21 protein-coding genes are annotated in these 25,660 nt (G+C 50.2%); 14 read left to right on the forward strand and 7 right to left on the reverse strand.

What is annotated here, in order from left to right:
• The first annotated feature begins 69 nt into the window (after positions 1-69).
• The 5 genes from AB1N33_RS13780 (at position 70) to pepE (ending at position 8,953) form a co-directional block, all read left to right on the forward strand.
• Complete coding sequence (locus tag AB1N33_RS13780) at positions 70-1,926, forward strand: EAL domain-containing protein (RefSeq protein WP_411272141.1); 1,857 nt, start codon at positions 70-72, stop codon at positions 1,924-1,926.
• Between the two features lie 211 nt (positions 1,927-2,137).
• Positions 2,138-4,159 carry a GAF domain-containing hybrid sensor histidine kinase/response regulator gene (locus tag AB1N33_RS13785; RefSeq protein ID WP_411272142.1) on the forward strand — a complete coding sequence of 674 codons (2,022 nt, stop codon included), beginning with the start codon at positions 2,138-2,140 and terminating at the stop codon, positions 4,157-4,159.
• Positions 4,160-4,203: 44 nt separating this feature from the next.
• On the forward strand, positions 4,204-6,327 hold the full coding sequence (locus tag AB1N33_RS13790) for a response regulator (RefSeq protein ID WP_411272143.1): 2,124 nt from the start codon (positions 4,204-4,206) through the stop codon (positions 6,325-6,327).
• 486 nt (positions 6,328-6,813) lie between these two features.
• Positions 6,814-8,094: an NAD(P)/FAD-dependent oxidoreductase gene (locus tag AB1N33_RS13795; protein ID WP_411272144.1), complete on the forward strand. Its 1,281-nt coding sequence runs from the start codon at positions 6,814-6,816 to the stop codon at positions 8,092-8,094.
• A gap of 145 nt (positions 8,095-8,239) precedes the next feature.
• Positions 8,240-8,953: a dipeptidase PepE gene (pepE, locus tag AB1N33_RS13800; RefSeq protein WP_411272145.1), complete on the forward strand. Its 714-nt coding sequence runs from the start codon at positions 8,240-8,242 to the stop codon at positions 8,951-8,953.
• Here the strand turns inward: pepE and bioD are convergent.
• The 4 genes from bioD to bioB are packed head-to-tail and all read right to left on the reverse strand — an operon-like array spanning position 8,933 to position 12,643.
• Positions 8,933-9,604, reverse strand: coding sequence for a dethiobiotin synthase (bioD, locus tag AB1N33_RS13805; protein ID WP_411272146.1), 672 nt, complete (start codon positions 9,602-9,604; stop codon positions 8,933-8,935). The two genes, pepE and bioD, sit on opposite strands and share 21 nt — an antisense overlap.
• On the reverse strand, positions 9,601-10,386 hold the full coding sequence (locus tag AB1N33_RS13810; protein WP_411272147.1) for a methyltransferase domain-containing protein: 786 nt from the start codon (positions 10,384-10,386) through the stop codon (positions 9,601-9,603). The genes bioD and AB1N33_RS13810 overlap by 4 nt, the downstream gene beginning before the upstream one ends.
• A complete protein-coding gene (bioF, locus tag AB1N33_RS13815; protein WP_411272148.1) occupies positions 10,383-11,543 on the reverse strand; it encodes an 8-amino-7-oxononanoate synthase in 1,161 nt (386 codons plus the stop codon). Before bioF ends, AB1N33_RS13810 begins: the two co-directional genes overlap by 4 nt.
• Entirely contained in the window at positions 11,543-12,643 is a 1,101-nt protein-coding gene (bioB, locus tag AB1N33_RS13820; RefSeq protein ID WP_411272149.1) for a biotin synthase BioB, read from the reverse strand. The genes bioF and bioB overlap by 1 nt, the downstream gene beginning before the upstream one ends.
• A gap of 98 nt (positions 12,644-12,741) precedes the next feature.
• Between bioB and bioA the strand changes: the two genes are divergently transcribed.
• From bioA to AB1N33_RS13835, 3 genes are all read left to right on the forward strand, one after another.
• Complete coding sequence (gene bioA / locus AB1N33_RS13825) at positions 12,742-14,013, forward strand: adenosylmethionine--8-amino-7-oxononanoate transaminase (protein WP_411272150.1); 1,272 nt, start codon at positions 12,742-12,744, stop codon at positions 14,011-14,013.
• A 15-nt stretch (positions 14,014-14,028) separates the two neighbouring features.
• The gene (locus AB1N33_RS13830) at positions 14,029-14,562 is read left to right on the forward strand and encodes a DUF2937 family protein (protein WP_411272151.1); all 534 of its coding nucleotides are present in this window, start codon (positions 14,029-14,031) and stop codon (positions 14,560-14,562) included.
• Positions 14,563-14,748: 186 nt separating this feature from the next.
• Positions 14,749-15,030, forward strand: coding sequence for a hypothetical protein (locus AB1N33_RS13835; RefSeq protein ID WP_411272152.1), 282 nt, complete (start codon positions 14,749-14,751; stop codon positions 15,028-15,030).
• Between the two features lie 16 nt (positions 15,031-15,046).
• On the opposite strand, the gene AB1N33_RS13840 is transcribed toward AB1N33_RS13835, so the two are convergent.
• Positions 15,047-16,171 (reverse strand): GNAT family N-acetyltransferase/peptidase C39 family protein, encoded by a 1,125-nt coding sequence (locus AB1N33_RS13840; RefSeq protein ID WP_411272153.1) that lies wholly within the window; start codon positions 16,169-16,171, stop codon positions 15,047-15,049.
• Entirely contained in the window at positions 16,171-17,658 is a 1,488-nt protein-coding gene (locus AB1N33_RS13845) for a RimK family ATP-grasp domain-containing protein (RefSeq protein WP_411272154.1), read from the reverse strand. The genes AB1N33_RS13840 and AB1N33_RS13845 overlap by 1 nt, the downstream gene beginning before the upstream one ends.
• A 175-nt stretch (positions 17,659-17,833) precedes the next feature.
• On the opposite strand from AB1N33_RS13845, the gene AB1N33_RS13850 reads away from it, so the two are divergent.
• Positions 17,834-18,805 (forward strand): calcium/sodium antiporter, encoded by a 972-nt coding sequence (locus tag AB1N33_RS13850; RefSeq protein ID WP_411272155.1) that lies wholly within the window; start codon positions 17,834-17,836, stop codon positions 18,803-18,805.
• 37 nt (positions 18,806-18,842) lie between these two features.
• Here the strand turns inward: AB1N33_RS13850 and AB1N33_RS13855 are convergent, their stop codons facing one another.
• Entirely contained in the window at positions 18,843-19,235 is a 393-nt protein-coding gene (locus AB1N33_RS13855) for a hypothetical protein (protein WP_411272156.1), read from the reverse strand.
• 279 nt (positions 19,236-19,514) lie between these two features.
• Between AB1N33_RS13855 and asnS the strand changes: the two genes are divergently transcribed.
• The 5 genes from asnS to AB1N33_RS13880 all read left to right on the forward strand — a co-directional run bounded on the left by asnS (position 19,515) and on the right by AB1N33_RS13880 (position 25,557).
• Complete coding sequence (asnS, locus tag AB1N33_RS13860) at positions 19,515-20,912, forward strand: asparagine--tRNA ligase (protein WP_411272157.1); 1,398 nt, start codon at positions 19,515-19,517, stop codon at positions 20,910-20,912.
• A gap of 167 nt (positions 20,913-21,079) precedes the next feature.
• Positions 21,080-22,222 carry a paraquat-inducible protein A gene (locus AB1N33_RS13865; protein ID WP_411272158.1) on the forward strand — a complete coding sequence of 381 codons (1,143 nt, stop codon included), beginning with the start codon at positions 21,080-21,082 and terminating at the stop codon, positions 22,220-22,222.
• Positions 22,215-23,858: an intermembrane transport protein PqiB gene (pqiB, locus tag AB1N33_RS13870; protein WP_411272159.1), complete on the forward strand. Its 1,644-nt coding sequence runs from the start codon at positions 22,215-22,217 to the stop codon at positions 23,856-23,858. Before AB1N33_RS13865 ends, pqiB begins: the two co-directional genes overlap by 8 nt.
• Positions 23,858-24,430, forward strand: a complete 573-nt coding sequence (locus tag AB1N33_RS13875) for a PqiC family protein (RefSeq protein WP_411272160.1) — start codon at positions 23,858-23,860, stop codon at positions 24,428-24,430. The genes pqiB and AB1N33_RS13875 overlap by 1 nt, the downstream gene beginning before the upstream one ends.
• Positions 24,431-24,465: 35 nt before the next feature.
• A complete protein-coding gene (locus tag AB1N33_RS13880; protein WP_411272161.1) occupies positions 24,466-25,557 on the forward strand; it encodes a GGDEF domain-containing protein in 1,092 nt (363 codons plus the stop codon).
• The last annotated feature ends 103 nt before the right edge of the window (positions 25,558-25,660 follow it).

Consider the following 25,660-nt stretch of genomic DNA (forward strand, 5'->3'; position numbering starts at 1 on the left):
GTAGCTTGAATGGACTGACGCAATAGGTTCGCAGTATCAAGTGTCTTCTACTTTACCGAGGCACTTTTCATGGCAATTTCTGAAGAAAACGATCAGGGACCACCAATACACATTCGTGAATTTGAGCGAATCGACGCTCTCAGGAAAACAAGGCTACTGGATTCGTCTCCTAGTCAGCGTTTTGATTTAATAACGCAACTTGCTTCATGTATTTTTGAGGTGCCAATTGCGCTGGTATCATTAGTTGATACAAACCGACAGTGGTTTTTGTCACGCTGCGGTTTGAGTGCGTCACAAACGCCACGCAGAGATGCCTTCTGTGCCTATGCTATACATCACAATGATATTTTTATTGTCGAGGATGCAAAAGCCCATCCGCTATTCAAGGATAATCCACTAGTTACTGGTGAACCATTAATTCGCTTCTACGCTGGTGTCGTGATAAAAGGCCATGATGATTTACCTTTGGGGACATTGTGCATCATCGACACCACACCAAGATCACTCACCGACAATCAACGTGAGGTCCTCAAAGGCCTCGCGAAATTAGTCGAAAATGAAGTCATGCTACCCAATGAAATTTCGAGTGATCGCATCAAGCGTCAATTGCTATCTAATCGGGATATCGTGACTAATGCGCTTGTCGGTGAGCACTTTTTAAACCAGGTGGAATTGACAAGAAAACAACACAGTGAACCTCACACCGCACATTTGTTGTTTCTTATTAAAGTAACAGACTCAGATACTATCAGCGATATGTATGGAAGCTCAGTCAGCGATGAACTATTCCTTGAACTTGCATCCCGCATAAATCAATACACGTCGGATATTGGTTTTGTGACTGTTGGACGACTTGAAGTTAACAAAATTCAACTATCAGTTATCCCTGATCGCCAGAACACAAGCGCGGCACAGGTATTAGAGCGTCTGAAGTTCTGTCTGACTCGGCCTTTCGAAACGTCAACAGCGACAATCTTTCCAACCATAAAGTTAGTTGCGCTTGAAAGCACTACTAATAAGCCTATAAGAGACAAATTTTGCCTGATGCACACTTACGCGAAATCAATGGGTAGCCACGAAGGCGTTGTTGCGAAAATCATTAGTCAAAAAGATAAAAGTCGAATCAGGCAGCACTTGCGGCTAACGCGAGAACTTAGCAGTGCGATTCATAACAACGAATTACACCTGGTTTATCAGCCTAAAATCGAGGCAAAAACAGGCACATTTTCAGGTATGGAGGCATTGTTGCGATGGGAACATAAAACCGAAGGTTTTGTTTCTCCTCCCGAAATTATAGCGATGGCTGAAGAATCTAACTTATTGTATGAGTTAGAAAAGTGGGTATTTAAGCATGCCTGCCTGCAAATAGCGAAATGGACAAGCGAAGGCTTTTCTGTCCCTCGGGTTTCAGTGAACCTCACAGGCAGTTCACTTTTACAACCAGACTTTGCACAGTTCATAAAAAAAGTTATACAGCAGTACGATTTACCTAAAAACGCACTCGATATTGAAATTGTAGAAAGCTCAGAATTTGAGGATTTTATCAACGTCGCAAAAGTCATGAACCAGATCAATCGTATGGGGATTTCGTTTTCTCTGGATGATTTTGGCACAGGTTTCTCGAGCCTTTCATACTTAAAAAATCTCCCCTTCAGCAATATGAAAATAGATAAGCGGTTTGTTGATAAAATCATTGAAAGTCAAACAGATGCCAAGCTTTGCCATAGCGTAATTTCATTGGCAAAGAGCCTGGATCTGGATGTGATTGCCGAAGGTATTGAATATGAGAGTCAGGCGATGGTGTTAAAAGCGATTGGCTGTGATTCATTTCAGGGATATCACTTTTACAAACCTATGTCACAGGTAGACATGACGAATAATGTGCTGCAAATGACTTTCGAGCATGCTACCTCGTTGCCACACTAACAATCAATATGACAGGGCGACTTACTTATCAGATTTACTAACGTAGTTTCCGCCTGGCACTGACAAGTCGTTTTCTAACTTGTCAGAAATTCGAGTGAAATCTATTGGCATTATCAAATATCCAATTGGCACAACTGAGCAATCACTGTATCCCATTCATTCAATTGGGGTTTTATGACTCTGTGAGAACGGACAGTTTCGGACGGCATTCATGACCACAGGAAGACAAAACCCTCTTCGCACCTTCCACAATATCACAGCTAACCAAAGGTTAAGTTTTGAAGAAAAAGTGGAAGAACTGCTTATATTCGGCTTAGCACTTTTCGGGCTGGAAATAGGCATCGTGAGCAAAATTGAAGGAGAAAATTATCAGATACTTCATACTGTGAATAACATAGATGGATTGACTGATGGGATTTGCTTTAGCTTGGGTGATACCTATTGTGCTCATACATTAAAAGCAAGGAATGTTGTCGCGCTTCATCATGTAAAAGACTCACCTTTAGCTTCTCATCCATGCTATCAGTCACAAAAACTGGAGGCATATTTAGCGTCACCAATTTTTGTAAGTAACGAGATATTTGGCACCATAAACTTTTCGTCCCCTTCACCAACCAGTCCATTCCACGATGATGCTATTGATTTTATCGAGTTATTGGCACAGTGGCTTGGCTCAGAGATTGCTCGTAGGCAATACTTAGAAACATTACGCGCGCAGGCAGTGACATTAAATAAGCTGGAAAAGATCGGCAGAATTGGAACCTGGGCAGTCGATCTTAAAGCCAACAAAATCACATGGAGCGAAGAAACAAGACGAATTCATCAAGTGTCGCGAGACTACGAACCTGAAATGGAAAGTGCAATCGCCTTTTACGTGGCAGGTGAAAATAGAGAGAACCTAAAAAACGTTGTAGAGAGTGCAACAAAATCAGGAATTCCATGGGATCTAAAAGCTCAGATCATCACCGCAAAAGGTGAGAAAAGGTGGGTAGTAACCAAAGGTGAAGCCGACTTTCACGGTGGTGAATGCATTCGACTTTTCGGCACCTTTCAGGATATTACGGAAAGCGTTCATGCTTCTCAAAAATTAGAAGAAGCAAAAGAAAAAGCTGAGCTAGCTACTAAAACGAAAAGTGAATTCCTTGCGAATATGAGCCATGAAATACGGACCCCTATGAACGGCATTCTCGGTACGTTGCAATTACTCGAACGTGCTGAACTCGATGACCATTCAAAACTTCTGATTTCTCGCGCCACGTATTCTGCTACCAGCCTGCTAACCATCATTAATGACATATTAGACTACTCGAAAATTGAAGCGAACAGACTTTCGCTTGAGCACCGGCCTTTTTCTATGCTCGAGGTCATGGAGTCTGTTAAATCCGACCTGAGTGTAGAGGCAAACAAGAAACGTATTGGCTTTCACACTAAAACCTCTGAAAACTTCACCGATGGCTGGTCTGGCGACATTGTGCGGGTTAGACAAATACTGCTTAACCTGGCTTCAAACGCGGTAAAATTTACTCAAAAAGGCGAAGTTACTATTCTGTTAGCTAATTGTTCCCATGAAGGAAACCGCGCCCTATGTTTTACCGTTTCAGATACAGGAATAGGCATTTCTCCTGCTGCACAAAAAAGCATTTATGAACGATTTACCCAGGCAGATTCGTCAACAACCAGAAAATTCGGAGGAACCGGGCTGGGTATGTCAATCACTGTTAGCCTGATAGCGATGATGAAAGGAAAAATTGACGTAAACAGTACACCAGGTGAGGGTACGAAAGTTCATGTTATGCTTCCACTACAGCCCAAGAAGCTGCAGCAAAAAACGGGAGTTAAGAAAAATGAGGTTGCACCAAATTTATCTGGTAAACGGCTACTTGTTGCCGAAGATAACGAAATTAACCGGATGATTATTGAATCTATGTTAAAGCCAACCAATGCAGATGTCACATTTGCATCTAATGGTGTCGAAGCTGTACAAGCATTTAAGTCTGATTCATTCAATGTCGTATTCATGGATATTCAAATGCCTGAAATGGATGGTATACAGGCGTTTGCGGAAATAAAAAAAATAGACGAAGACATTCCTGTAATCGCACTCACGGCAAATGTGATGAGTCAGGATGTAGAGCACTACCTGCAGCTAGGCTTCTCCTGTCACTTAGCGAAGCCGCTTGATATACCTCAACTTTATAAAACGCTGACCATTTTCTCCAAGGTAACAACGTGACAAGACTACAACTGGTAATGGCTAAGAAAGATAGGGATTAGTGTATGAGTATCACGGCACGATACATAATTGCTTTATTGTTAATAGCTTGTCTTGTAACCGCTTCAGCCTTGAGTATGAAGTATATCTTTACGGTTCAGAACAACGACGCTGAAATTATTAACCGTGCTGGTCAGCAGAGAATGCTGTCGCAGAGAATTTACCTCTACGCCACAAAAATTTCGGCATGTAGCGATAGAAATGCGTCAGAAGAACAGAAGCTTGAAAGTGCCCTTAGTCAATTTTCAGACAACCACCTGTTTCTTACCCAACTACCTGAATTAAGCCCTCAAATAGCATCAGTTTTCTTTGGAGAAGCGGCTCTCGATACGTCTGTGAAGTCCTACATCAAGTCAGGAAGAGATATACTTAACAGTAAAAGCTGCGGCGCGTTACCTTCCGCTTTCACTTCCGATAAATCTGATGATTTACTTGGTAAACTTGATGCTGTGGTCACATTATTTGCCAACGAAGCAAGACAACACGTTCGTAACGTTGAAACACTCGAAACATACCTATGGATTGCAACCCTTCTTTTACTTCTTGTAGAAGCCCTTTATATTTTCCGACCAATGGAACGACAAATCATTTCCACGATTGCTAAGTTAAAGGACTCTACCAAAGCTGCTGAAGCTGCAAATAAGGCAAAATCAGAGTTTCTTGCGAGTATGAGTCATGAGCTCAGGACTCCCATGAACGGCATGTTTGGAATGATTGAACTTGCTATGGACAACCCTGACAGATCAAGTCAATACCTCAAGAAGTCACAGGCCGCAGGCAGGCAATTGCTCAACCTAATTAATGACATTCTGGATTTGTCAAAAATCGAAGCGGGCAAGTTAAAAATCATCAATGAGTCATTCAATCTACTGGAGTTACTCGATGATATCGTCAATATCTATTCAATAGGATGCCAGAGAAAAGGCCTTAAATTTCAATATCAAAAAACTGAGCAATTGCCGCCCAACATTATCGGTGACTCAAACCGTATTGCCCAGGTGCTCCATAATTTGTTAAGCAATGCATTGAAATTTACAGAAGTGGGAATAATAACGTTTGAAATCGAACTCGAAAAAAAATCCGGACTCTATTGGCTTAAGTTTGTTGTGACAGATACAGGTATTGGTATCAGAGAAGAAAAAGTAGACAATATATTTAATAAATTTGAACAGGCTGATCAGTCAACAACCAGAATATATGGTGGTACTGGACTTGGATTAAGTATTGCAAAACAGCTCACTGAACTCATGGGAGGTGAACTCTCTGTGTGCAGTAATCATTACTCCGGAAGCGCGTTTACATTTTCAGTTCCAGTCAAAATACACTACAAAAAGCATGAAGATTTTCTTCCTGCCACCACGCTTCATTGCGCAATTGTGGACGATTTACAAACGAGCAGAGAATACCTTAATCACGTTGTAACGGGAATGGGTGTTCGCGTTAAAGAGTTTGATTCAGCAGAAGCTTACTTAAAGTCAAAAGATGTCTTTGATTTGGCCTTGATTGACCTGTCCATGCCAGATGTTGATGGCGTTCAGTTATTGCAAAGACTGTTAAACAGGGAGTCGTCCCGCATTCCATACATTATTGTCATTTCAGCAGTCCTGGAGCACCTGAGGGCTGAAAAAGAAATTTATGACATGATTTGGCGGTCACATGCAAAGCCAATAAGCCGCAGCGAGCTTGAGTCTGATATTCTGGAGCTTCAAAATACGATATCTACCGTTGAGAAAACAGAATTAACATCCGCTGTCAATAAAGTGTCGATTCTTGTTGCAGAGGACAACGACATCAACGCAGAGGTAATTAAACATATGCTTAGCTCCGAGGGATATGATGTCGTTATTGCAAGTGATGGTCAAAAAGCGGTAGATGCACTGACTGTTGATCACTTTGATCTCGTGTTAATGGATTTACAAATGCCCGTGATGGACGGCATCGAGGCAACTCAAAAAATCCGTCAACAACTAGTGATGAACACACCCATCATCGCGTTAACTGCAAATGCTTATGCAGAAGATAGAGACAATTGCCTGGCAGCTGGCATGAATGACTTTTTAACCAAACCTGTTACTAAAGAGAAGCTACTCAGGATGATTAGGCGTTTTGTTTATGTAGAATCAAACTAAGCACAGCTAACCTGTAAAGTTAATCGCGCACTCTCAACCACTTTTACGCACGTTAAAACAAAAATACCCTGAGTTATCCCGACCAAAGTCATTTATAAAACGTAAGCTAAAGCGCCAGACAATCTGCAAAAAAACAGGACCAGGACAGGTCGGGAGTCTGACAGCGCCGATAAAAATTGCTGCGCTGTACCATACCATAAATTTGTCGGTCGGCATGAGTGGCTTTGCGGTTTTCCCACCGTCGTAGCATGACCGCTGGCGTTTACGTCAATTCTGTCAAATACGCATGACAAAAATGACGTAAAGCAAGGACGACGCCAGGCATTCCCACTGAAATAAATTCAGAATAATCATAAATATCAACGCGATAATACAAACTCTCTGCACTGGCACAGTATTTGACTGTTGTTAACGTAACGTTAATAAACACTGTCAGGTGTGTCTGCCTCGTCACGACCCACCTGCGTCAACGTGGTGGATCACACTATGGCAAAAGTTGTCGTTTTAGGTGCGGGTACAGGTGGTATGCCTGCCGCCTACGAAATTAAAGAAGCGCTGGGCAAAGATCATGAGGTCGTCATGGTGAACGAACGCGCCGAGTTTCGCTTTGTTCCCTCCAACCCGTGGGTTGCGGTTGGCTGGCGCGAGCCTGACGCGGTGACGATCCCCATTGAAAAATACCTGGCTAAAAAAGGTATCGGCTTCGTTTGTGCCCGTATTGAAGAAATTGATGCCGAAAATAACGTCATGCTGACGGCGGACGGACAACAGATAGCCTATGACTTTCTGGTCATTGCAACCGGTCCGAGACTGGCGTTTGACGCGATAGAGGGCGCTGGTCCTGAGCATTTTACTCAGTCAGTGTGCACGCTGGATCACGCCATAAACTGCTACAAGGATTTTGAGCAGCTGGTAGCCAGTCCGGGCCCGGCCATTGTTGGCTCATTTCAGGGAGCCAGTTGTTTTGGTCCGGCATACGAATATGCGTTTATTCTGGACAAAGCCCTGCGGGATGAAAAAATCCGCCACAAGGTGCCCATTACCTTTGTGACCAGTGAGCCCTACATTGGTCATCTCGGGCTTGGCGGTGTCGGCGACTCGAAATCCATGCTCGAGTCTGAACTGCGCTCGCGCGACATCAAATGGGTGTGCAATGCCACCGTCGATGCCGTTAAAGACGGCATGATGCACGTCTCTGAAGTGGACAGAAAAGGCGAGGTGGAATTCAGTCACGAACTGCCTTTTAACCATGCCATGCTGATCCCGCCTTTTGGCGGTGTGAAAGCCGTCGCCAACGTTGAAGACCTGTGCAACCCGAAAGGGTTTGTGATCACAGACGAGCACCAGCGTTCGCCAAAATACCCCAATATCTTTTCTGGTGGCGTATGTGTGGCTATTCCGCCTGTTGAAGCCACGCCGGTCCCCACCGGTACTCCAAAAACGGGCTACACGATAGAAACCATGATGACGGCCATCGCCCACAACCTGAAATCGCTGATTATTGACAACGCGGAACCCAAGGCCAAAGGCACCATGCACGCCATCTGCCTGGCGGATATGGGAGACACCGGCGCGGCCTTTGTGGCGATGCCACAGATCCCACCACGTAACGTGACCTGGTTTAAAAAAGGCAAATGGGTGCATTTAGCCAAAATTGCCTTTGAGAAGTACTTTATGCGCAAAATGAAAACCGGCACCAGTGAGCCGGTTTACGAAAAGTATGTGCTTAAAGCCCTCGGCATTGAACGTCTGGAGTCGGATGACTGATGCGACTGTGTAATGCCTGCCACCGCAGTTTCACCCTGCCCTGAAAACGGCTTTTGCGTTTTGCTGGCGGACAATTACGGTCCGCCACTAAACCTTGGCGCTGGTTTGGCGTATGATACTGCGGTTTTTGCTATCCGGAGTGATTATGTCAGCACACGTTCTAATGCTTAGCAGCTCCCGTCAGGGTCAGGAGGCATACCTCGAGCATGCCCGCCCACTGATGCTGGAGCACCTTGGTGATTGCCGGGATATTCTGTTTATTCCTTACGCTGCCGTGACCAAAACCTATGACGACTATGTCAGCGCTGTCGCTGAGGCCCTGCCTGAGTGTCGCGTGACCGGACTACACAGTCATACTGATCCGGTAAATGCAGTAAAAGACGCACATCAGCGCGGTCACGCTATTCTGGTTGGCGGCGGTAACACGTTCCACCTGCTGTACACCCTGTATCAGCAAAATTTACTGACACCTCTGAAGCAGGCCGTGGCTGAGGGCATGCCCTACATCGGCTGGAGCGCAGGCTCCAATATTTGTGGCAACAGTATTCGCACGACCAATGATATGCCTATCATTGAGCCGCCACAGTTTGACGCCCTGCAGTTTGTGCCGTTTCAGCTTAACCCCCATTACACCGACTATCAGCCCCCTAACCACAACGGTGAGACCCGCGACGAGCGACTGGCCGAGTTTACCACCCTGAACCCGACAATGCCGGTGGTCGCGATACGTGAGGGCACGGCGCTGAAGCTCAGTAACAATTCACTGACCTTACTGGGTGAACTGGGCGGATTTATTTTCCAGGGCAGCCAGAAAACCGCCATCGCGCAGGGCGACGATCTAACTTATCTGCTCGACTAACTGTTGCAGCGCCGCTGGTGACGGCGGCGCCTTGTAAGGTACTTCGAGCAACATCGGCGCTGGCATTGCCTGCGTTAAATACGTCAGGTTTTGCTGATATACCGGCATGTCATCACTGAGCTGATTGGCAACCCACCCCGCGATTTTCAGGCCATCACGCTGCACCGCCTCGGCCGTCAGCAGCGCGTGGTTCAGACAGCCAAGACGCATACCCACAACAATGATCACCGGCAGATCCAGGGTTTTTACCACGTCGGACAAATAGCGCCCGCCACCGAGCGGTAATCGCCAGCCGCCGGCGCCTTCCATCAGCAGAAGATCGGGCGCATACTGTTGCAGGTGCGCAAAACCGGCAATGATGTCCTGCTCGCGCAACTCCCGCCCCTCCTGCTGCGCGGCAATATGCGGCGCGATTGGCGATTTAAGCGCCACGGGATTGACCTCGCTAATCGACAATTTCACACTGGATGCCTGGTGCAGGGCCGCCGCATCCTCATTTATCCATTCGCCGTTGATATTATCGCAACCCGCCGATACCGGTTTGTAGCCGACAGTCTTTCTGCCCTGTCCGGCAGCGGCCTCCAGTAGCGTACGCGAGACATACGTTTTGCCGACTTCGGTGTCGGTACCGGTCACAAAGTAACTGCTCATACTTTCTCCAGTGTGAAATGCAATACCTGATAAGTCAGTGGTAGCTGCCCCTGTTCAGCCTTTGGCCAGGCAGCCTCAAGCCTGGCCAAATCGCGCCGTGTCATCGCGCGCGCTGGCGTTACGCTACTGCCCGCGCCCACTTTGCTGATTGAGCGCAGTAATGGCACCACCCCGTCAAACATATCGGTGTAAGCCTGACAGCACTGATGACGAAAAGAAAAGGGCTGTGCCTGTGCGGCGGCTATCCAGTTACCCGCGCCGGGTAAGGGCATCACCACGTCCGCAAGCCCAGCGGCGCTTCTGGCCTGGTGCAGTTCGCTAAACGATCCTCCCAGCATGATTGCCAGCACCGCTCGTCCACCGGGGCGAAGGACACGGGCTATCTCAGACAACACCTGTCCCGGCGACGCACACCACTGAAGCGCCATTGACGAATACACCACACTGAACCGTGCGTTACTAAATGGCAGGGCCTGCGCGTCGCCCTGAACAAACGGAATATGCGGATAGCGCCGCTGTGCTTCCGTGATCATCCCGGTGGCAATATCCAGTCCGGTCACCTGTGTTACCTGTCTGGCAATCTGCGCCGTATTCCGGCCACTGGCACAACCAATATCCAGCACCTCATCCTGCGAACCAAATCCCGCAAAATTGCAGGTATCAGCGGCAATACGCTGCTGGATGGATGCAAATTCATCATACTGTTTTGCGGCGCGGGAAAAACGCGTGGCAACCTGACTGACTGACACCGTTAGCATGGTCATGACAGACACAGAACTCATAGCGACTCCTGCGCCAGAACGAATGCGTCACATAAGGCTTCAAGATCGCGGCGGGTATGGGTCGCCGTCAGCGTGATTCTGATCCGGTCCGTGCCTTTCGGCACCGTTGGATAGCGCATCGGTACCGCCCAGATCCCGCGCTGGCGCAACGCGTTACCTAACGCGACTGCACGTTCCGGTGAACCGACAATGACCGGCTGAATGGCACTGACCGACGGCATCACCGGAATGCCCCGTTCTGTGGCTAACTGGCGGAATGTCGCAATGGTGTTATGCAATGCTTCTCGTCGCTCCGGCGATTCAAGTTGCTTCAGTGAATACAGGGTGGCCACGGCCTGCGCTGGCGGCAGTGCGGTGGAGTAAATGTAATGGCGGGCGAAATTAACCAGATAATCAATCAGTACCTGGCTACCCGCGACGAAGGCGCCCGCTGTGCCAACCGCCTTACCAAAGGTCCCCATCAGAACCGGCAGTTGCGACTGACTAAGGCCACACGCCTCGGCAGTTCCCAGCCCAGAATCACCGAGCACGCCAAACCCATGGGCATCATCCAGCATAAACCACGCATCAGCCTGCACAGCCATCGCTGCCAGCTCTGACGCGGGAGCCGTATCACCGTCCATGCTGAATACGCCTTCACTGACAATCAGACGGTCACCGTTTTTTTCGCGCTCAAGCAACCGTGCAAGATGTCCGGTGTCGTTGTGCCGGAAGCGTTGCAGCGTGGCTGACGAGGCCATCGCGCCCTCCAGAAACGAGGCATGCATCAGTTTATCAGCAACTATCTCGCCGCCATCTTTGAACAGGGCCTGACATAATGCCTGATTTGCCGCATAACCTGAGTTGAAAAGCAGCACAGCATCACGGTTAAGGCGCTCTGCCAGATACGTTTCCAGCGCCTGATGGGCGTAAGTATGGCCGGTAACAAGAGGTGACGCTCCACTGCCTGCACCATACTGTGCCAGTCCTTCGGTCCAGGCCTGCAGCACCCCTTCATGGTGACGCATCCCCAGATAATCATTGCTGGCAAAATTCAGATAGTGCTCACCATCTATACAGACGATGTTATCTTTTTCATAATGCTGGCAGCGTCGCTGGCGCAGGTACCCCTGCGCCTTCCGGTGACTCAGGTAATCGGCCAGCCGTTCAAATGCCATTAGCGGGTGGTCTGCGCCGTGCGTGGCGCGGTCGCGTCATAAAACAGAGGCTCTGACAGCTGGTTAGCCTGTGCCATCTCTTCTTCCAGTACCTGCTGATGGGCTTCATCCGAGTAAGCACGGGTACGCTCGGTATTGATACCCAGTTTTTTAAACAGCAACACGTCTTCGTGAGTATCCGGGTTAGAGGTTGTCAGCAGTTTACAGCCGTAAAAGATTGAATTGGCGCCCGCCATAAAGCAGAGGGCCTGCATCTGTTCATTCATATTCTCACGTCCGGCAGACAGCCTGACGTGGGACGCTGGCATCATGATCCGGGCAACCGCAATGGTGCGGACAAATTCAAACGGCTCAAGGTCATCGACCTTTTCCATTGGGGTGCCTTTTACTTTAACCAGCATATTGATTGGCACACTTTGCGGATGCTCCGGCAGGTTTGCCAGTTGCATCAGCAGACCGGCACGATCAGCCGCGGTTTCGCCCATCCCGACAATGCCCCCTGAGCACACGTTCATGCCTGCTGCACGCACATTTTCCAGGGTTTCCAGTCGATCCTGATAGGTGCGGGTAGTAATGATATCGCCATAATATTCCGGCGAGGTATCCAGATTGTGATTGTAGTAGTCAAGCCCGGCCTGTTTCAGTGCAACCGCCTGATCGCGGGTCAGCATGCCCAGTGTCATACAGGTTTCCAGCCCGAGCTTTTTAACTTCCTCTACCATTTTCAGCACATACGGCATATCCCGCTCTTTAGGGTTACGCCAGGCTGCGCCCATACAAAACCGCGTTGATCCCGCCTGTTTCGCTTCACGCGCACGCTGAATGACCTTTTCAATCTCCAGCAACCGCTCTTTTTCAAGACCGGTGTCATACCGGGCGCTCTGCGGGCAGTACTTACAATCTTCCGGGCACGCCCCGGTTTTAATCGACAGTAATGTGCTGACCTGCACCTCGTTGGGATTAAAATGTTCGCGATGCACCGTTTGTGCTTTGAACAGCAGATCGTTAAACGGCAGGGCAAATAATGCCTCGACCTCTTCACGGGTCCAGTCATGACGAACCGGGGAGGAATGAGAGAAACTGACAGGCGCTACAGTCATGGCCTTTCCTTTACTATTTGAGAATGCTGGCTTAGTCTATGCGCGTCACCTGACTTGTCAACTCTGACCAATTACAAAGCTTTACTAATGGTTACATTTTGAACAATATAGAATTTGATAAACAGCACATCTGGCACCCTTATACGTCAGCCGTATCTCCCCTTCCCTGCTACGAGGTCGTGGCTGCAGAGGGCGCGACCCTCACTCTGGCGAGTGGTGAAACCCTGGTTGATGGCATGAGCAGCTGGTGGGCAGCCATCCATGGTTACAATCATCCCTCGCTGAATGCAGCCGCCCATGCACAGATAGACAAGTTCTCCCATGTCATGTTTGGCGGACTGACCCACGACCCTGCGGTGTCGTTGTGCCGACGGCTGCTTGATATGGTACCTGCCGGTCTTTCGCGGGTCTTTCTGGCTGACTCGGGATCGGTCTCTGTTGAGGTCGCCATCAAAATGGCGATTCAGTACTGGGCTTGTCAGGGGCGCAGTGAAAAACACCGCATTGTTGCGCCACGTAACGGTTATCATGGCGACACGTTTGCCGCCATGTCGGTGTGCGACCCGGTAAACGGCATGCACAGTCTGTTTGCCAATGTCCTCAAATCTCAGCTTTTTGCACCGGCCCCACAAACCCGTTTTGGTCAGACGTTCAGTGAAGATGACATTCTGCCGCTGGCCGATCTGTTTGAGCAGCACCATCACGAAATGGCAGCCCTGATCCTTGAACCCATTGTGCAGGGTGCCGGCGGTATGCGGATGTACCATCCAGAATACCTCAGACGCTGCCGCCAGTTGTGTGATGAGTACGATGTGCTGCTTATCTGTGACGAAATCGCAACCGGCTTCGGTCGCACCGGAAAACTGTTTGCCTGCGAACATGCCCAAATCAGCCCGGATATTCTGTGCCTGGGTAAAGCCCTGACCGGCGGCTATATGACCCTGGCGGCCACCCTGTGTACTGACGACGTGGCGCTTGGAGTCTGTCAGGGCGAGCCCGGCGTGTTTATGCATGGCCCGACTTACATGGGCAACCCGCTGGCCTGTGCAGTGGCAGGCGCCAGTCTCGACATCATCAGTCAGAATCACTGGCAGCATCAGGTTAAGGCCATTGAGCAATGGCTGACCACCTATCTTGCGCCCTGCCGCGGGTTAAACGCGGTTGCCGATGTCCGGGTGCTGGGTGCTATCGGCGTCGTCGAAACCCACCAGCCTGTCGACGTTGCCGCCCTGCAGCGCGTTTTCGTCAGCCACGGCGTGTGGATCCGTCCCTTTGGCAAACTGGTATATATCATGCCACCGTATATCATTGATGAATCGCAATGCCAGCGGCTTGCCAACGCCATTTATGAGGCGCTGCATCGCCGCTAAACAGCCGGAGGAAACATGGGGATAATCAGTCGTACACTCGACAAACTGGTGTTTGCCGCATTGTTGCTGGTCACCATGCAGGTCCCCATTCTGGCCGATCACTATCTTCAGTACCTGAGCGGTTATGCCGATGCCACACAGGCGCAGGTCAGTCAGTATCAGCGCCTCGCCGATGAATTCGGTTACCCGTCGGTGCAGGCCATGATTGATGATCTCAGTCGCAGCGACACGCCGCTGATAAAGGCAGATGCTCAGAATAAGGCGGCGCAAATCTCGCAGCTCCATGCATTGCAGGAAGGGATTAGCGTACTTAAGGACGGCCACTACTTTGCGCAGGCCTGGTATATGGTTCAGCCTGCCCGCACTGATACCTTAAGGCGGGTACTCGATAACTTTTCACCTTCAATCCCGCTGCGTCCGACAGACATCCTGTTCAGTCTGATCGCGGCGCTGGGGCTGAATCTGCTTATCATTAGTCCGTTTGCTGCTGCACGGGCAATACAACACCGCAAGGCGGCGCACAGAGCACCGCCCTTCCACACCTCCTGACATATCAGTGCCATAAGGCCCTGCACGTTCAGGTATTGATTTTGCTACCTGATTATTAAACGCGCTACGCCAGTTGTTCAAAGTATGCACTATTGTCGGTCAATGAACTGGTCAGTCATACCCCGTCATACCGGCGCACCGCGTACATCAGCCATAAGACTGAATGAAGAATAAGAGGCAAAAAACATGAACAGCAAAGAGACCCTGTTAGTTGGCAAAGTGTTGCAGTTAAGAGACAAGCTGATGGCGAAACGTCACCAGATCCCGCAGCGTTTGCAGGACGAGTGGCATACACTGACAGAACAAACGGCCTGTTTCGATCCGAACTGCCTGTACTCACATGCGGTTAAGGGACAAACCGAGGCGAAGCCGGCGCTGTTTAGCGGAGACACCAAAGAACTGGAAGCGCTGGTCAGCGAACTTCAGACCCTGAATTCAGAAGTGATCCACGCGCAGTGGCGCCACTGAGTTTTCTCAGCGTCGCCTACACATTCAGAATGACCAGTGCCCTGACTTTGCGCTGGCCATAACTGGCAAGACGCAAAAAGTCCTCCTTAGCAACCGGGATATGCTGGTACTCGACCGGCTGTCCGTCTTCGGCATCCGGATCGTGAAGATACACATTATGTTCGTCAAATGACGTCACGGTCACCCAGTGCGGGGCTTTTCGCTTATCAAAGGCATACGTGCTGATAAGGCAAAGTATGGTTTTGCCTGCCCGCAGGGCATCTGTCACATCGTCAAGCCGCCAGTCCGCTTGCGATACCTCAATCCCCCGGGTAGCCGCTTCTGTTGCAAAATCCAGTTCAACCGCCTCAATAATCTCTTTTTTGTGCGCACTGCGCACCCCGTCGACAAACAGCGGTAAGCCCTGATTCACCCAGACGGTGGCGTTCACCCCATGATCATACGCAGCCAGCGCCAGCCCAATCGGATGACAGCCGCCGTGGCCGGATGTCATAAAAATGGTGGTTGCCCGGCGCCACAGTGACAGCTCAGTATGTTGTGTCAGAGGAATCTCATGCCCCAGCGCCCGCAGCGCCATCATCAATGACGCCGGCCCACAGGTAAACTCAGTGGTTTGCTGGTACCAGGGATATGGCACCTGGCGTACATGACTGTGACCGGCGACCAGCACCTTCTGCATCCGCAGAGCGTCTGAATGATCATCATAATAATCGGTGTACATGCCAAACCGCCTGAACCCCAGTCGTGTATACAGAGCCACTGCGCCATGATTATCGGTAGACACCTCAAGGCGCATAAAGCGCTTTCCCCGTTCGAGCGCTCGCTCCTCAAGCGCTGTAATAAGCGATTCCGCGATTTTGTTGCCTCGCGCCTCCGGCAGCACCGCTATCGAATAAAGTCGTGTCAGTTGCGTACCACGACGCAATAACAGTAAGGCGTAGCCGACCAGATGCACAATATTACCTGTCTCATCGGTACGTCCCGCCACCAGCAGCTCGGCATGCGGCGCGTCGATGTAAAACCGCAGACGACGGCGGCTTAGCCGGTCAGAATCAAAACAGGCCTTTTCAATGGCATCAAGCTGGTTGAGATCAGCAAGATTCGCCTCGCGCAGCGAATAAACGGCGTGTTCGCTGCGCATTATCGGCCACGCTGCTCAAGACGGTCAGCAAACTCCTGCATGATCAGCTCATACAGCGTATTGCCAAGGTATTTATCTTCTATCCCGGAATCGATACTGGGGTTGTCATTGACTTCAATCACATACACCTTGTTACCGGTTTGCTTGATATCCACACCATAGAGACCGTCGCCGACGGTTTTTGCCGCTTTAATGGCAGCATTCAGCACCGGTTTGGGCACCTCGAACGTGGGCATGGTGGCAAACCCGCCTGAGCTGAAACGATCCCCTTCATGGTGATAAATCTGCCAGTGGTTACGCGCCATAAAGTACTTACACGCATAAATGGGTTTACCCGCCAGCATGCCAATACGCCAGTCAAAGTCAGTCGGTATGTATTCCTGAACCAGCACCAGCGCCGATGACGCCAGCATCTCTTCCAGACGGCTTTTCAGTTCCTGTTTGTCTTTGGCTTTGTGCACGCCCCGGGAAAACGAACTTTCCGGCAGTTTCAGCACAATCGGCAGGCCGAGTTCTTCAATCAGTGCATCGCAGGCTGCATCATCTGCCTGTGACACAAATTTGGCTTTGGGCGCCGGCACCTGCTGATAGGCAAACGCATCCTGCAAATAGACTTTGTTGCAGCAGCGCAAAATCGACTGAGTATCATCCATAACCACAATACCCTCACGCTCGGCCGCTCGCGCAAGCCGATAGGTATGGTGATCAATTGCCGTGGTTTCGCGAATGAACAACGCGTCATAATGCCCCAGTTCTTCGGGCGACAGACGCGATACCACATCCGCCTGAAAGCCCACTTTCGCCGCTGCTTTGACAAACTGTCGCAGCGCCTTGTCATCACTCGGTGGCGTCGGTTCGTCAGGGTTGACCAAAATGGCCATATCCCAGCGCATCTTTTTGCCCTTGCGTGACGCGCGCCATTGCTTATGCATGTACTGCTTAAGCGCGGCAATGCACTGTTGCTGTTCGTCACCGTTAAGCTCGGCAAAGCCCAGTGGCTCGCACTCGATGTGTCCGAGTGGCTGACTGACTGACTTTGCATTCACCGGCGTTACGTCGCTGGCGATATGCAATACCACCCGCAAAATCGGACAGCGGAATGACTCAAACGCCTTACGTGCAACTTTTTTCATTGCAGGCTGTGACGGCTCACCAAACATCACCAGACAGGTTGCGCCATTTTCAACGTCACCGTCCTGCAGAACGCCGGAAGGCAACGGTAAGCGGCCACGGTGACTGCCATCGTCGGTACGCAAGTCATTAATGGTATTCACACTGGGCAGTACCAGGTGGTTGCGGGCCTGTGCCAGTAGCGAACAGTAATAGCCTTCGCTCAGATAGCGGCTGGTGTCACACAGGTTGATCACCCGCGTTTTCGGCTCGTTGCGCTTGGGAAAGTCAGCCAGATAATCGGCAAATGTCAGTACCGTCAGGTCAGTGCCGCTGAACAAACTGGGATCATCTGCCACAATAAGGGTGTTGTGCATAGCGATTGCTTCTATAAATAAGTGAGAAAGCGATTTAGCGCGGAGTGTACTGCATCGGCGTTATTTGCATAGTAGAATGCGATCGGAATTTTTTCATCGTAATGACAATAAAAAACGATACCTCTCAAGCAGATATCATCATGTTGCTTCGCCGCAGACGTAAAAAGGAGAAAGTATGATTTTAGCGAGTCTCGCTATTGTGATTGGGCTACCGGTTTTACTCTGGAGCGCCGGAAAATTTGTCGGTGGCGCAGCGGCTGTGGCCAATCATTTCGGAGTTTCTCCTCTGCTTATTGGTATGCTGATTATTGGGTTTGGCACCTCTGCTCCTGAAATTATTGTCTCTGTTTTTGCTGCCGTGCAGGGTAATGCGGGCATTGCCCTTGGTAATGCCTATGGCTCAAATATTGCGAACATTCTGCTGATCCTGGGGATCACGGCGCTCATCAGTCCGATTGCCGTCAAGTCGGAAATCATCAAAAAAGAAATTCCGGTTTTGCTGGGGATCACGTTTTTTGCCGCCTGGCAGATTCTGGATCTGCACGTGTCTCAGGATGACGCGTTTTCTCTGGTGGGCCTGTTCGTACTGCTCATCTCCTGGAGCATCTGGCAGGGCATGAATACCAGTAAAGATGCGCTGGCCGATGAATATCAGGACGAGCTTGCCGCCACCGAGGGGCCGGTAAAAGTCCATCTGGTATGGTTACTGGCAGGCCTGCTGCTGCTCGTGGCCAGTTCACGTATTCTGGTCTGGGGCGCGGTTGAGGTAGCCACCTTCTTTGGCGTCAGTGACACCATTATCGGTCTGACCATCATTGCCATTGGCACGTCATTGCCTGAGCTGGCATCGTCGCTGATGGCGGTGCGTAAAGGCGAACACGACCTGGCACTGGGTAACGTGATTGGCTCTAACATGTTCAACACCCTTGCCGTTGTGGGTATTGCAGGAATGATTGAACCCATGACAGTCAGTCAGGATTTTCTCTACCGCGATGTGGTTGTGATGCTGGCGAGCACCGTCGCATTGTTCATCTTCTGTATTGGCATTAAGCGTCCGGGCCGCATCACGCGGCTCGAAGGCGGCGCCTTTACCCTGGCCTACGCCCTGTATACCTATCTGCTGATACAGGTGGCGTTTATCAGTTAAACGCTAATAAGCAGGAACGAGAAAATCAAGCGCGAGACTAACCAGAGCCAGTAACCGTAATCAGTCCCAGCAGGCCAATGATGGTCAGTGTCAGTAGCAGAAACAAATTGGCACCAAAGGCATCGGTCCGTCGTCGGTTGCGCCGTTTACGCATCAACAACGCAATAATGGTAAGCACAAAACACAGTCCCAGGCAGATTTTCAGCGCAACCAGATACCCTGCCGACCAGCTGGTGTCTGCATCGGCCCCCCAATATTGCTGCACGCCAGTGACGAAATCGGGCCTGGCAAAGTGAAACAGCACCAGTGCGGCGACCAGCGTAAACCAGGCGAGCGCATTGAGGATGAGCACGAGGCGGTAGAACGTATCTTTGCGCCGCGGGCGCTGACGCCGCTCTGACGTCGGCATACTTGCGTTTTTATTGCCCATTTGTCATGTCAAATACTGGTATCAAATTGTGGGTTGAGTATACTAGCGGGCTTATTGGCGAGTGGCGACTCACCGCGTCTTGAAACAACCCTTGCAGCCTGTTGGCGGCTACCATGGTTGCTATTCACAAACGCTTCGCGCCCCCAAACAACAGTAACACCCTGTCAGGCATAAGTTTATGTCATATTGGTCAAGTCTGCGCTGTGATGATGCAGTCGCGTATTGAGTATGCGAAGATACTGACAGGCTATGAAAGATTAATTAACGGAGAGATATACCATGACGCATACGCCCGTTGTTGATGTACTCAAGGGCAAATTCGCGCCTGGCGCTACCGTGACAGTGAAAGGCTGGGTACGCACACGCCGGGACTCCAAAGCGGGGTTGTCATTCATTGCGCTGCATGACGGCAGCTGTTTCGATCCTGTGCAGGTCATCGCGTTAAATACCCTGGCAAATTATGAAGATATTCAGCGTCTGACAACCGGCTGCTCACTTTCCGTTACTGGCATTGTCAGTGAATCTCAGGGTAAAGGTCAGGCACTGGAAATTCAGGCTGAAAGCGTGGACATTCTGGGCTGGGTAGAAAACCCGGATACTTACCCAATGGCGGCGAAACGCCACTCTATTGAGTACCTTCGTGAGTACGCCCACCTTCGTCCACGCACCAATGTGATTGGTGCGGTGACGCGGATTCGTAACTGCCTGTCACAGGCGATTCACCGTTTCTTCCATGAGCGTGGTTACTTCTGGATCAGCACCCCGATCATTACTGCCAGCGACACGGAAGGTGCCGGTGAGATGTTCCGCGTGTCGACGCTGGACATGATGAACCTGCCACGTGATGACAAAGGTAACGTCGACTACAGCGAAGACTTCTTCGGCAAAGAAACCTACCTGACGGTATCGGGTCAGCTCAACGTGGAAACCTACTGTAACGCCATGTCAAAGGTGTACACCTTCGGCCCGACGTTCCGCGCGGAAAACAGCAACACCTCTCGCCATCTGGCGGAATTCTGGATGATTGAGCCAGAGGTTGCGTTTGCTGATCTCAGTGATATTGCGTCACTGGCGGAAGACATGCTGAAGTACGTGTGTAAAACCGTACTGGAAGAGCGTGCTGACGATATGGCGTTCTTTGCCGAGCGCATCAATAAAGACGTTATTAGCCGTCTGGAAAAACTGGTGAGCTCAGAATTTGTGCGCATGGACTACACCGACGCCATTGAGATCCTCAAAAACAGCGGTAAGCAGTTTGAGTTCCCGGTTGAATGGGGCGTAGACCTGTCGTCTGAGCATGAACGTTATCTGGCCGAAGAGCATGTCGGCGCGCCGATCATCATGCAGAACTACCCGAAAGACATTAAAGCGTTCTATATGCGCATTAATGATGACGGTAAAACTGTCGCCGCAATGGACGTGCTTGCACCCGGCATTGGCGAAATCATTGGTGGATCACAGCGTGAAGAGCGTCTCGATGTGTTCGACCAGCGCCTCGGGGAAATGGGCCTGTCCAAGGAAGATTATGGCTGGTACCGTGACCTGCGTCGCTACGGCACCGTCCCGCATTCCGGCTTTGGTCTGGGCTTCGAGCGTCTGGTGGCGTATGTCACCGGCATGCAGAATGTGCGTGACGTTATCCCGTTCCCACGGACTCCGGGCAGCGCAAACTTCTGATCCTGTCGATGCTGGCACACGTGCCAGCATCGCTTCCCCCTTCCCGTTTTCACAAAATCCGGCTTTGTGCTTTTTACGCCATAAGGTATCCTGAAAATATCACGCTATTCTTGGGAATATCAGACAGATAGCCCTCTGATTCAGGGTAATGCTCTGTCACCTTCGTTATGACAACCCAGCAACCGATTGAGGTCACCTGCCCACAGTGCCACTGCACAGTTGCAGTTCCACCACTGTCTCATCGTCAAAAAGCGAAATGCCCGCGCTGTCAGCATACGCTATTTGTATATTACAAAGCGCAATATGAGCGATTATGTGCGCTGGCAATCAGCGGTCTGATCTTTTTATTTTTAGCGCTCCCTTTTAATTTTTTGTCATTCAAGGCGGCTGGCCAATCCCGGACCATTCATCTTGCCGATGGTATTTCAGTCATGCTGGAACTGGATGCATACACATTGGCAATTGTTACTACAATTGCCACCCTGGTCCTTCCCGGTCTGGTATTGTGTGGATTTATTGTACTCAGTATCGCCCGATTAATTCGCCACAAATCAGATTTTATCGCGCGAGTACACAGAATGGTAAATATCATGTTGCCCTGGAGTATGGCGGAAGTTTTTCTGGTAGGAACCCTGGTAAGCCTCATAAAAATTACGGAACAGGCCGATTTATCTATCGGGCTTTCATTTTATGCTTTCGTACTTTTTACAATGTGTACATCCGCATGTTCATTGTTTTACAACAGTAACGATTATCTTTTTTGGTTAAACTCGTATTTTCCTAAGCCCAAACCGATCACACCACAAAGTGCAGCGTTCAGTATCCAGAGAACGTGGGCGCTACTCCTGACTGCGGCATTACTGTATATTCCGGCAAACACATACCCCATAATGCGGACAGAGGTATTTGGTAGTGAAGAGTCAAATACCATTCTCGGTGGTGTGATTCGGCTTTGGGAGTCTGGATCTTACCCGGTAGCCATCATTATTCTGGTCGCCAGCGTTTTTATCCCTATCCTTAAAATTTTCATTATAGGCTGGCTGACTTATACCCTGAACCGGGATACAACGGGTACGAATGAAACCAGAATGAAGTACTATCGCTTTACAGCGTATATTGGACGCTGGTCAATGGTCGATGTATTCGTCGTCGCAATTTTGGTGAGTTTGCTACAAACTGGTAATACATTGTCAGTGTATCCCGGCGCGGCCGCGCTGGCATTCTGTGCAGTTGTTCTATTGACTATGCTGGCAGGAATGACATTTGACTCAAGACTTATTTGGCTATCAGGAAAAAAAATACATGACTGAAAATGCGGTAGTTTCACCCACGTCAAGTATTTCAAGAATTTGGCTGGTGCCCCTGCTGGCCATTATCATTGGCGGCTGGATGGTGTTCTATCAATGGAAAAACCAGGGCCCGTTGATCACCATTGAACTGTCATCGGCAACCGGTATTGAAATTAACAAAACGCCAATTAAAGTACGCGATCTCGAAGTCGGTCAGGTCAAAAAGATCTCGCTGAAGCCCAAACTCGACGGCGTGATCGTCACCGCCCGCATCGACAACAGTGCCGCCCATCTGTTAACAGAGAATACCGCATTCTGGGTCGTGTCTCCACGGATCAGCTTTTCAGAGGTCTCGGGGTTAAATACGTTACTGTCGGGCAGCTATATCGCCATGTCAGCCGATGATACCGGCAAGGAGCAATATGATTTTGTTGCGATGGAACGTCCGCCCGTCACTCCACCGGGTACACCTGGCGTACACCTGATACTGAAAAGTGACGATGAGTTTGCCTACAAACCGGGCGATCCGATTATTTACAAAGGCTTCAAGGTGGGTGAATTCGAAGATGCCTATTTTGATATTGATCAGCGTGTTGTGTATTACAACGCATTTATTGAGGCCCCCTACCACAAGCTGGTGACCGACAATACCCGCTTCTGGAACGTCAGTGGCGTTCGTTTTCACCTTGAGTCCAGCGGCCTGCGTATCGAAACGGGGAGCCTGGAAACCCTGCTGGCCAACGGCGTGACCTTCGGTATTCCTGAAGGTGTGGATGAGGGGAATGTTGTTGGTGACGATGCCCGTTTCGATATCTACGAGGACGAAACCTCTGCGTCCAATGCGCGTTTTAAGGTAACAGTCGATTACCTCATGATGTTTGATGAAAGCATTCGCGGGCTGGATGTCGGCGCGCCGGTTGAATACAGAGGGCTTGAAATTGGGGTCGTCAAAGCCATCAACGTGGCAAACAATATTCAGGGTAACGTACTGCAGGACGACTACCCTATTCCGGTGCTTATCAGTATTTATCCCGGCAAAGTCCACCAGCAGGACAATGAAGCCGGCCGCGATGTGGTGAAAGCCACCATGCGCAACTGGCTAACCGACAATCTCAGAGCGTCACTGCGTATGGGTAACCTGATTACCGGCGGTCTGTATGTTGATCTGCAGCATGTTGAGGGTGCCCCATCACTACCGCTGCAACAGGTCAACGGGCTCGACGTGATCCCCACCGTATCGAACGAGTTCACACAGCTGACACAAAAAGCCGATGCCATCCTGGATAAAATTAATGCCCTGCCGCTGGATGACATGGTGGCCAGTGTGGAAGCGGTGGTGGAAGAAATGAAACAGGCGGCCACTGCAGTAGAGAACGCAGGGAATAATGTTGATGCCATGGTGGATGACATTGATGCCAAACAAATGAACCAGAAGATCAACGACGTGCTCGGCAGTCTGAATACCCTGATCCGTAATTACTCAGAGGGTGGCCTTGCACAACATGAAATTCAGGACACGATCAACAGTGTGCAGGATACCATGCGAGCACTTCAGCCTGTCTTACTGCAGTTGAATCAGTCACCTAACAGCCTGATTTTTTCCGGCAAGAAAGATGATCAGCGCGAGCCACAGGCGCGTCGGGAGGGAGATAAATAATGAGGACATATCAGGGTGTTATGATCTCACTGGTGCTGCTGTTGTTATCGGCCTGCACCTCATCGCCGTCGGGGATCACCTATTACCTGCTGCATGCAGTCCAAACCCAGCAGCCACCGCAGCCCGACCATGCGGTCACCGTGAATATTCGCACGATTGTGTTACCGGATTACCTGAATAAACCGCAACTGGCATTACAAACCAGTCCGAGCACACTGCACTATGCGTCTGCCCATGCATGGGCCGAAACTCCGGAAAACGGCGTGGTTAATGAACTTGCACAGGTTTTTCGCCACCACGGCGTTGCCACCCAGTCACGGTTTGCACGATATGACGACACTGTCTGGCAGCTTGATGTGCACATCGACGACTTTATCCCCACCTGGCAGGGTGAGGTTATCCTGAAAGGTGCGTTCACGCTGGTATCACCGGACGGCCAACACACAACCCAAACCTTTGACTATCGTAAAGATTTGCGTGAAGATGGCTTTGCACACAGCGTAGAAATGATGCGCGATGTGCTCGATTCGCTGGCACAGCAAATCAGTCGTCAACTGAAACAAACACCCTGACACCAGCCCCTATTTTTATGATGAAAACGCTTTTTGTGCGTCTGCTCCATTCGGGCACGCATAAACAACTGGATGATGAGACCAATCGCCGCATCAGGGTGGTAAACCTGTTTGCGATGGTTGGCTTTAGCATCACACTGATGCTGGGTGTGCGCGCAGGTATTGGCAGTGACTGGCCACTTGCCAGCCTGCTGCTGGGTGCGTCAGCGCTGTTTGCGCTGGCAAAGTCTATCCAGAGCCGTTATCCCACGCCGAGCGGACGCATTATTGGCATGGCGATTCTGCTTTGCTGTCTGATGTTGCTGATGGCTTTGCTTGTCGTTACCGGCGGCAATGCTGGCACAGGCCCGCTGTGGATTTACATTGTTCCTCCGGTCACCATGTTTTTTGCCGGTTTTCATCGCGGTATCATTGTGACGCTGCTGTTTGTGCTGCTCATCAGTATTTTGCTGTTTTTCCCGAATGATGCGCTGCTGCTGGTCAGCTACACCACCGAGTTTAAAACCCGGCTGATTTATTCCTTCCTGACCGTCACCTTCCTGTCGGCGTTTTACGAATACAGTCGTCAGATTACGTACGATAAAGCGGTTATACTGGGTGAACAGTTCGAGCAACTGGCGCTGCATGATCCGCTCACCAAACTGTACAACCGGCGCGGCGTTTACAGTGAAATACAGCGCGAAATTAACCGCATGCACCGTCATAAGCAGCCGGTCAGCCTGGTCCTGGCAGATATCGACCACTTTAAAACGGTCAATGATACCTTTGGTCACAACGGCGGTGATATGGTGCTCAAACGGGTTGCGTCGCTGTTTCAGTCCCGGCTTCGCGGCCAGGATATTGTGTCTCGATGGGGCGGCGAGGAATTCTTGTTTGTTCTGCCGGAAACGGCCGAAAAGAATGCCTGCGCACTGGCGGAAACGCTGCGTCTCGCCATTGCAGAGCTGCCTGTTGTGATTGACGGTAAAACACATCAAATCACCACCAGCTTTGGTGTCAGCGAACTGAATGAGGACACTGAGCTTGACCGCGCATTGTCACTGGCAGATGATGCATTATACAAAGCGAAGCGTTCCGGTCGTAACTGTGTGGTCCCCGCCTCTGCGCTGGATGCTCACTCAGAGTGACAAAAGACCGTGGCAGTCCTCACAGTTCGTTACAATTGTAAACAGTAGTCTGACGCGATTGGCGGTACAATCGCACCGTTTTCATCAGATAAAGTGGCTCAGA

This window comes from Alteromonas nitratireducens (assembly GCF_040812025.1).
Lineage (GTDB): Bacteria > Pseudomonadota > Gammaproteobacteria > Enterobacterales > Alteromonadaceae > Alteromonas > Alteromonas nitratireducens.

What these genes read in the sequence shown, in the direction of transcription:
- asnS (WP_411272157.1), top strand. Translation starts at nt 19,515, where the DNA reads ATGACGCATACGCCCGTTGTTGATGTACTCAAGGGCAAATTCGCGCCT.
- AB1N33_RS13830 (WP_411272151.1), top strand. Translation starts at nt 14,029, where the DNA reads ATGGGGATAATCAGTCGTACACTCGACAAACTGGTGTTTGCCGCATTG.
- pepE (WP_411272145.1), top strand. Translation starts at nt 8,240, where the DNA reads ATGTCAGCACACGTTCTAATGCTTAGCAGCTCCCGTCAGGGTCAGGAG.
- AB1N33_RS13835 (WP_411272152.1), top strand. Translation starts at nt 14,749, where the DNA reads ATGAACAGCAAAGAGACCCTGTTAGTTGGCAAAGTGTTGCAGTTAAGA.
- bioF (WP_411272148.1), bottom strand. Translation starts at nt 11,543, where the DNA reads ATGGCATTTGAACGGCTGGCCGATTACCTGAGTCACCGGAAGGCGCAG.
- AB1N33_RS13840 (WP_411272153.1), bottom strand. Translation starts at nt 16,171, where the DNA reads ATGCGCAGCGAACACGCCGTTTATTCGCTGCGCGAGGCGAATCTTGCT.
- pqiB (WP_411272159.1), top strand. Translation starts at nt 22,215, where the DNA reads ATGACTGAAAATGCGGTAGTTTCACCCACGTCAAGTATTTCAAGAATT.
- AB1N33_RS13845 (WP_411272154.1), bottom strand. Translation starts at nt 17,658, where the DNA reads ATGCACAACACCCTTATTGTGGCAGATGATCCCAGTTTGTTCAGCGGC.
- AB1N33_RS13865 (WP_411272158.1), top strand. Translation starts at nt 21,080, where the DNA reads ATGACAACCCAGCAACCGATTGAGGTCACCTGCCCACAGTGCCACTGC.
- bioB (WP_411272149.1), bottom strand. Translation starts at nt 12,643, where the DNA reads ATGACTGTAGCGCCTGTCAGTTTCTCTCATTCCTCCCCGGTTCGTCAT.
- AB1N33_RS13780 (WP_411272141.1), top strand. Translation starts at nt 70, where the DNA reads ATGGCAATTTCTGAAGAAAACGATCAGGGACCACCAATACACATTCGT.
- AB1N33_RS13810 (WP_411272147.1), bottom strand. Translation starts at nt 10,386, where the DNA reads ATGAGTTCTGTGTCTGTCATGACCATGCTAACGGTGTCAGTCAGTCAG.
- AB1N33_RS13850 (WP_411272155.1), top strand. Translation starts at nt 17,834, where the DNA reads ATGATTTTAGCGAGTCTCGCTATTGTGATTGGGCTACCGGTTTTACTC.
- AB1N33_RS13785 (WP_411272142.1), top strand. Translation starts at nt 2,138, where the DNA reads ATGACCACAGGAAGACAAAACCCTCTTCGCACCTTCCACAATATCACA.
- AB1N33_RS13875 (WP_411272160.1), top strand. Translation starts at nt 23,858, where the DNA reads ATGAGGACATATCAGGGTGTTATGATCTCACTGGTGCTGCTGTTGTTA.
- bioD (WP_411272146.1), bottom strand. Translation starts at nt 9,604, where the DNA reads ATGAGCAGTTACTTTGTGACCGGTACCGACACCGAAGTCGGCAAAACG.
- AB1N33_RS13795 (WP_411272144.1), top strand. Translation starts at nt 6,814, where the DNA reads ATGGCAAAAGTTGTCGTTTTAGGTGCGGGTACAGGTGGTATGCCTGCC.
- AB1N33_RS13790 (WP_411272143.1), top strand. Translation starts at nt 4,204, where the DNA reads ATGAGTATCACGGCACGATACATAATTGCTTTATTGTTAATAGCTTGT.
- AB1N33_RS13855 (WP_411272156.1), bottom strand. Translation starts at nt 19,235, where the DNA reads ATGGGCAATAAAAACGCAAGTATGCCGACGTCAGAGCGGCGTCAGCGC.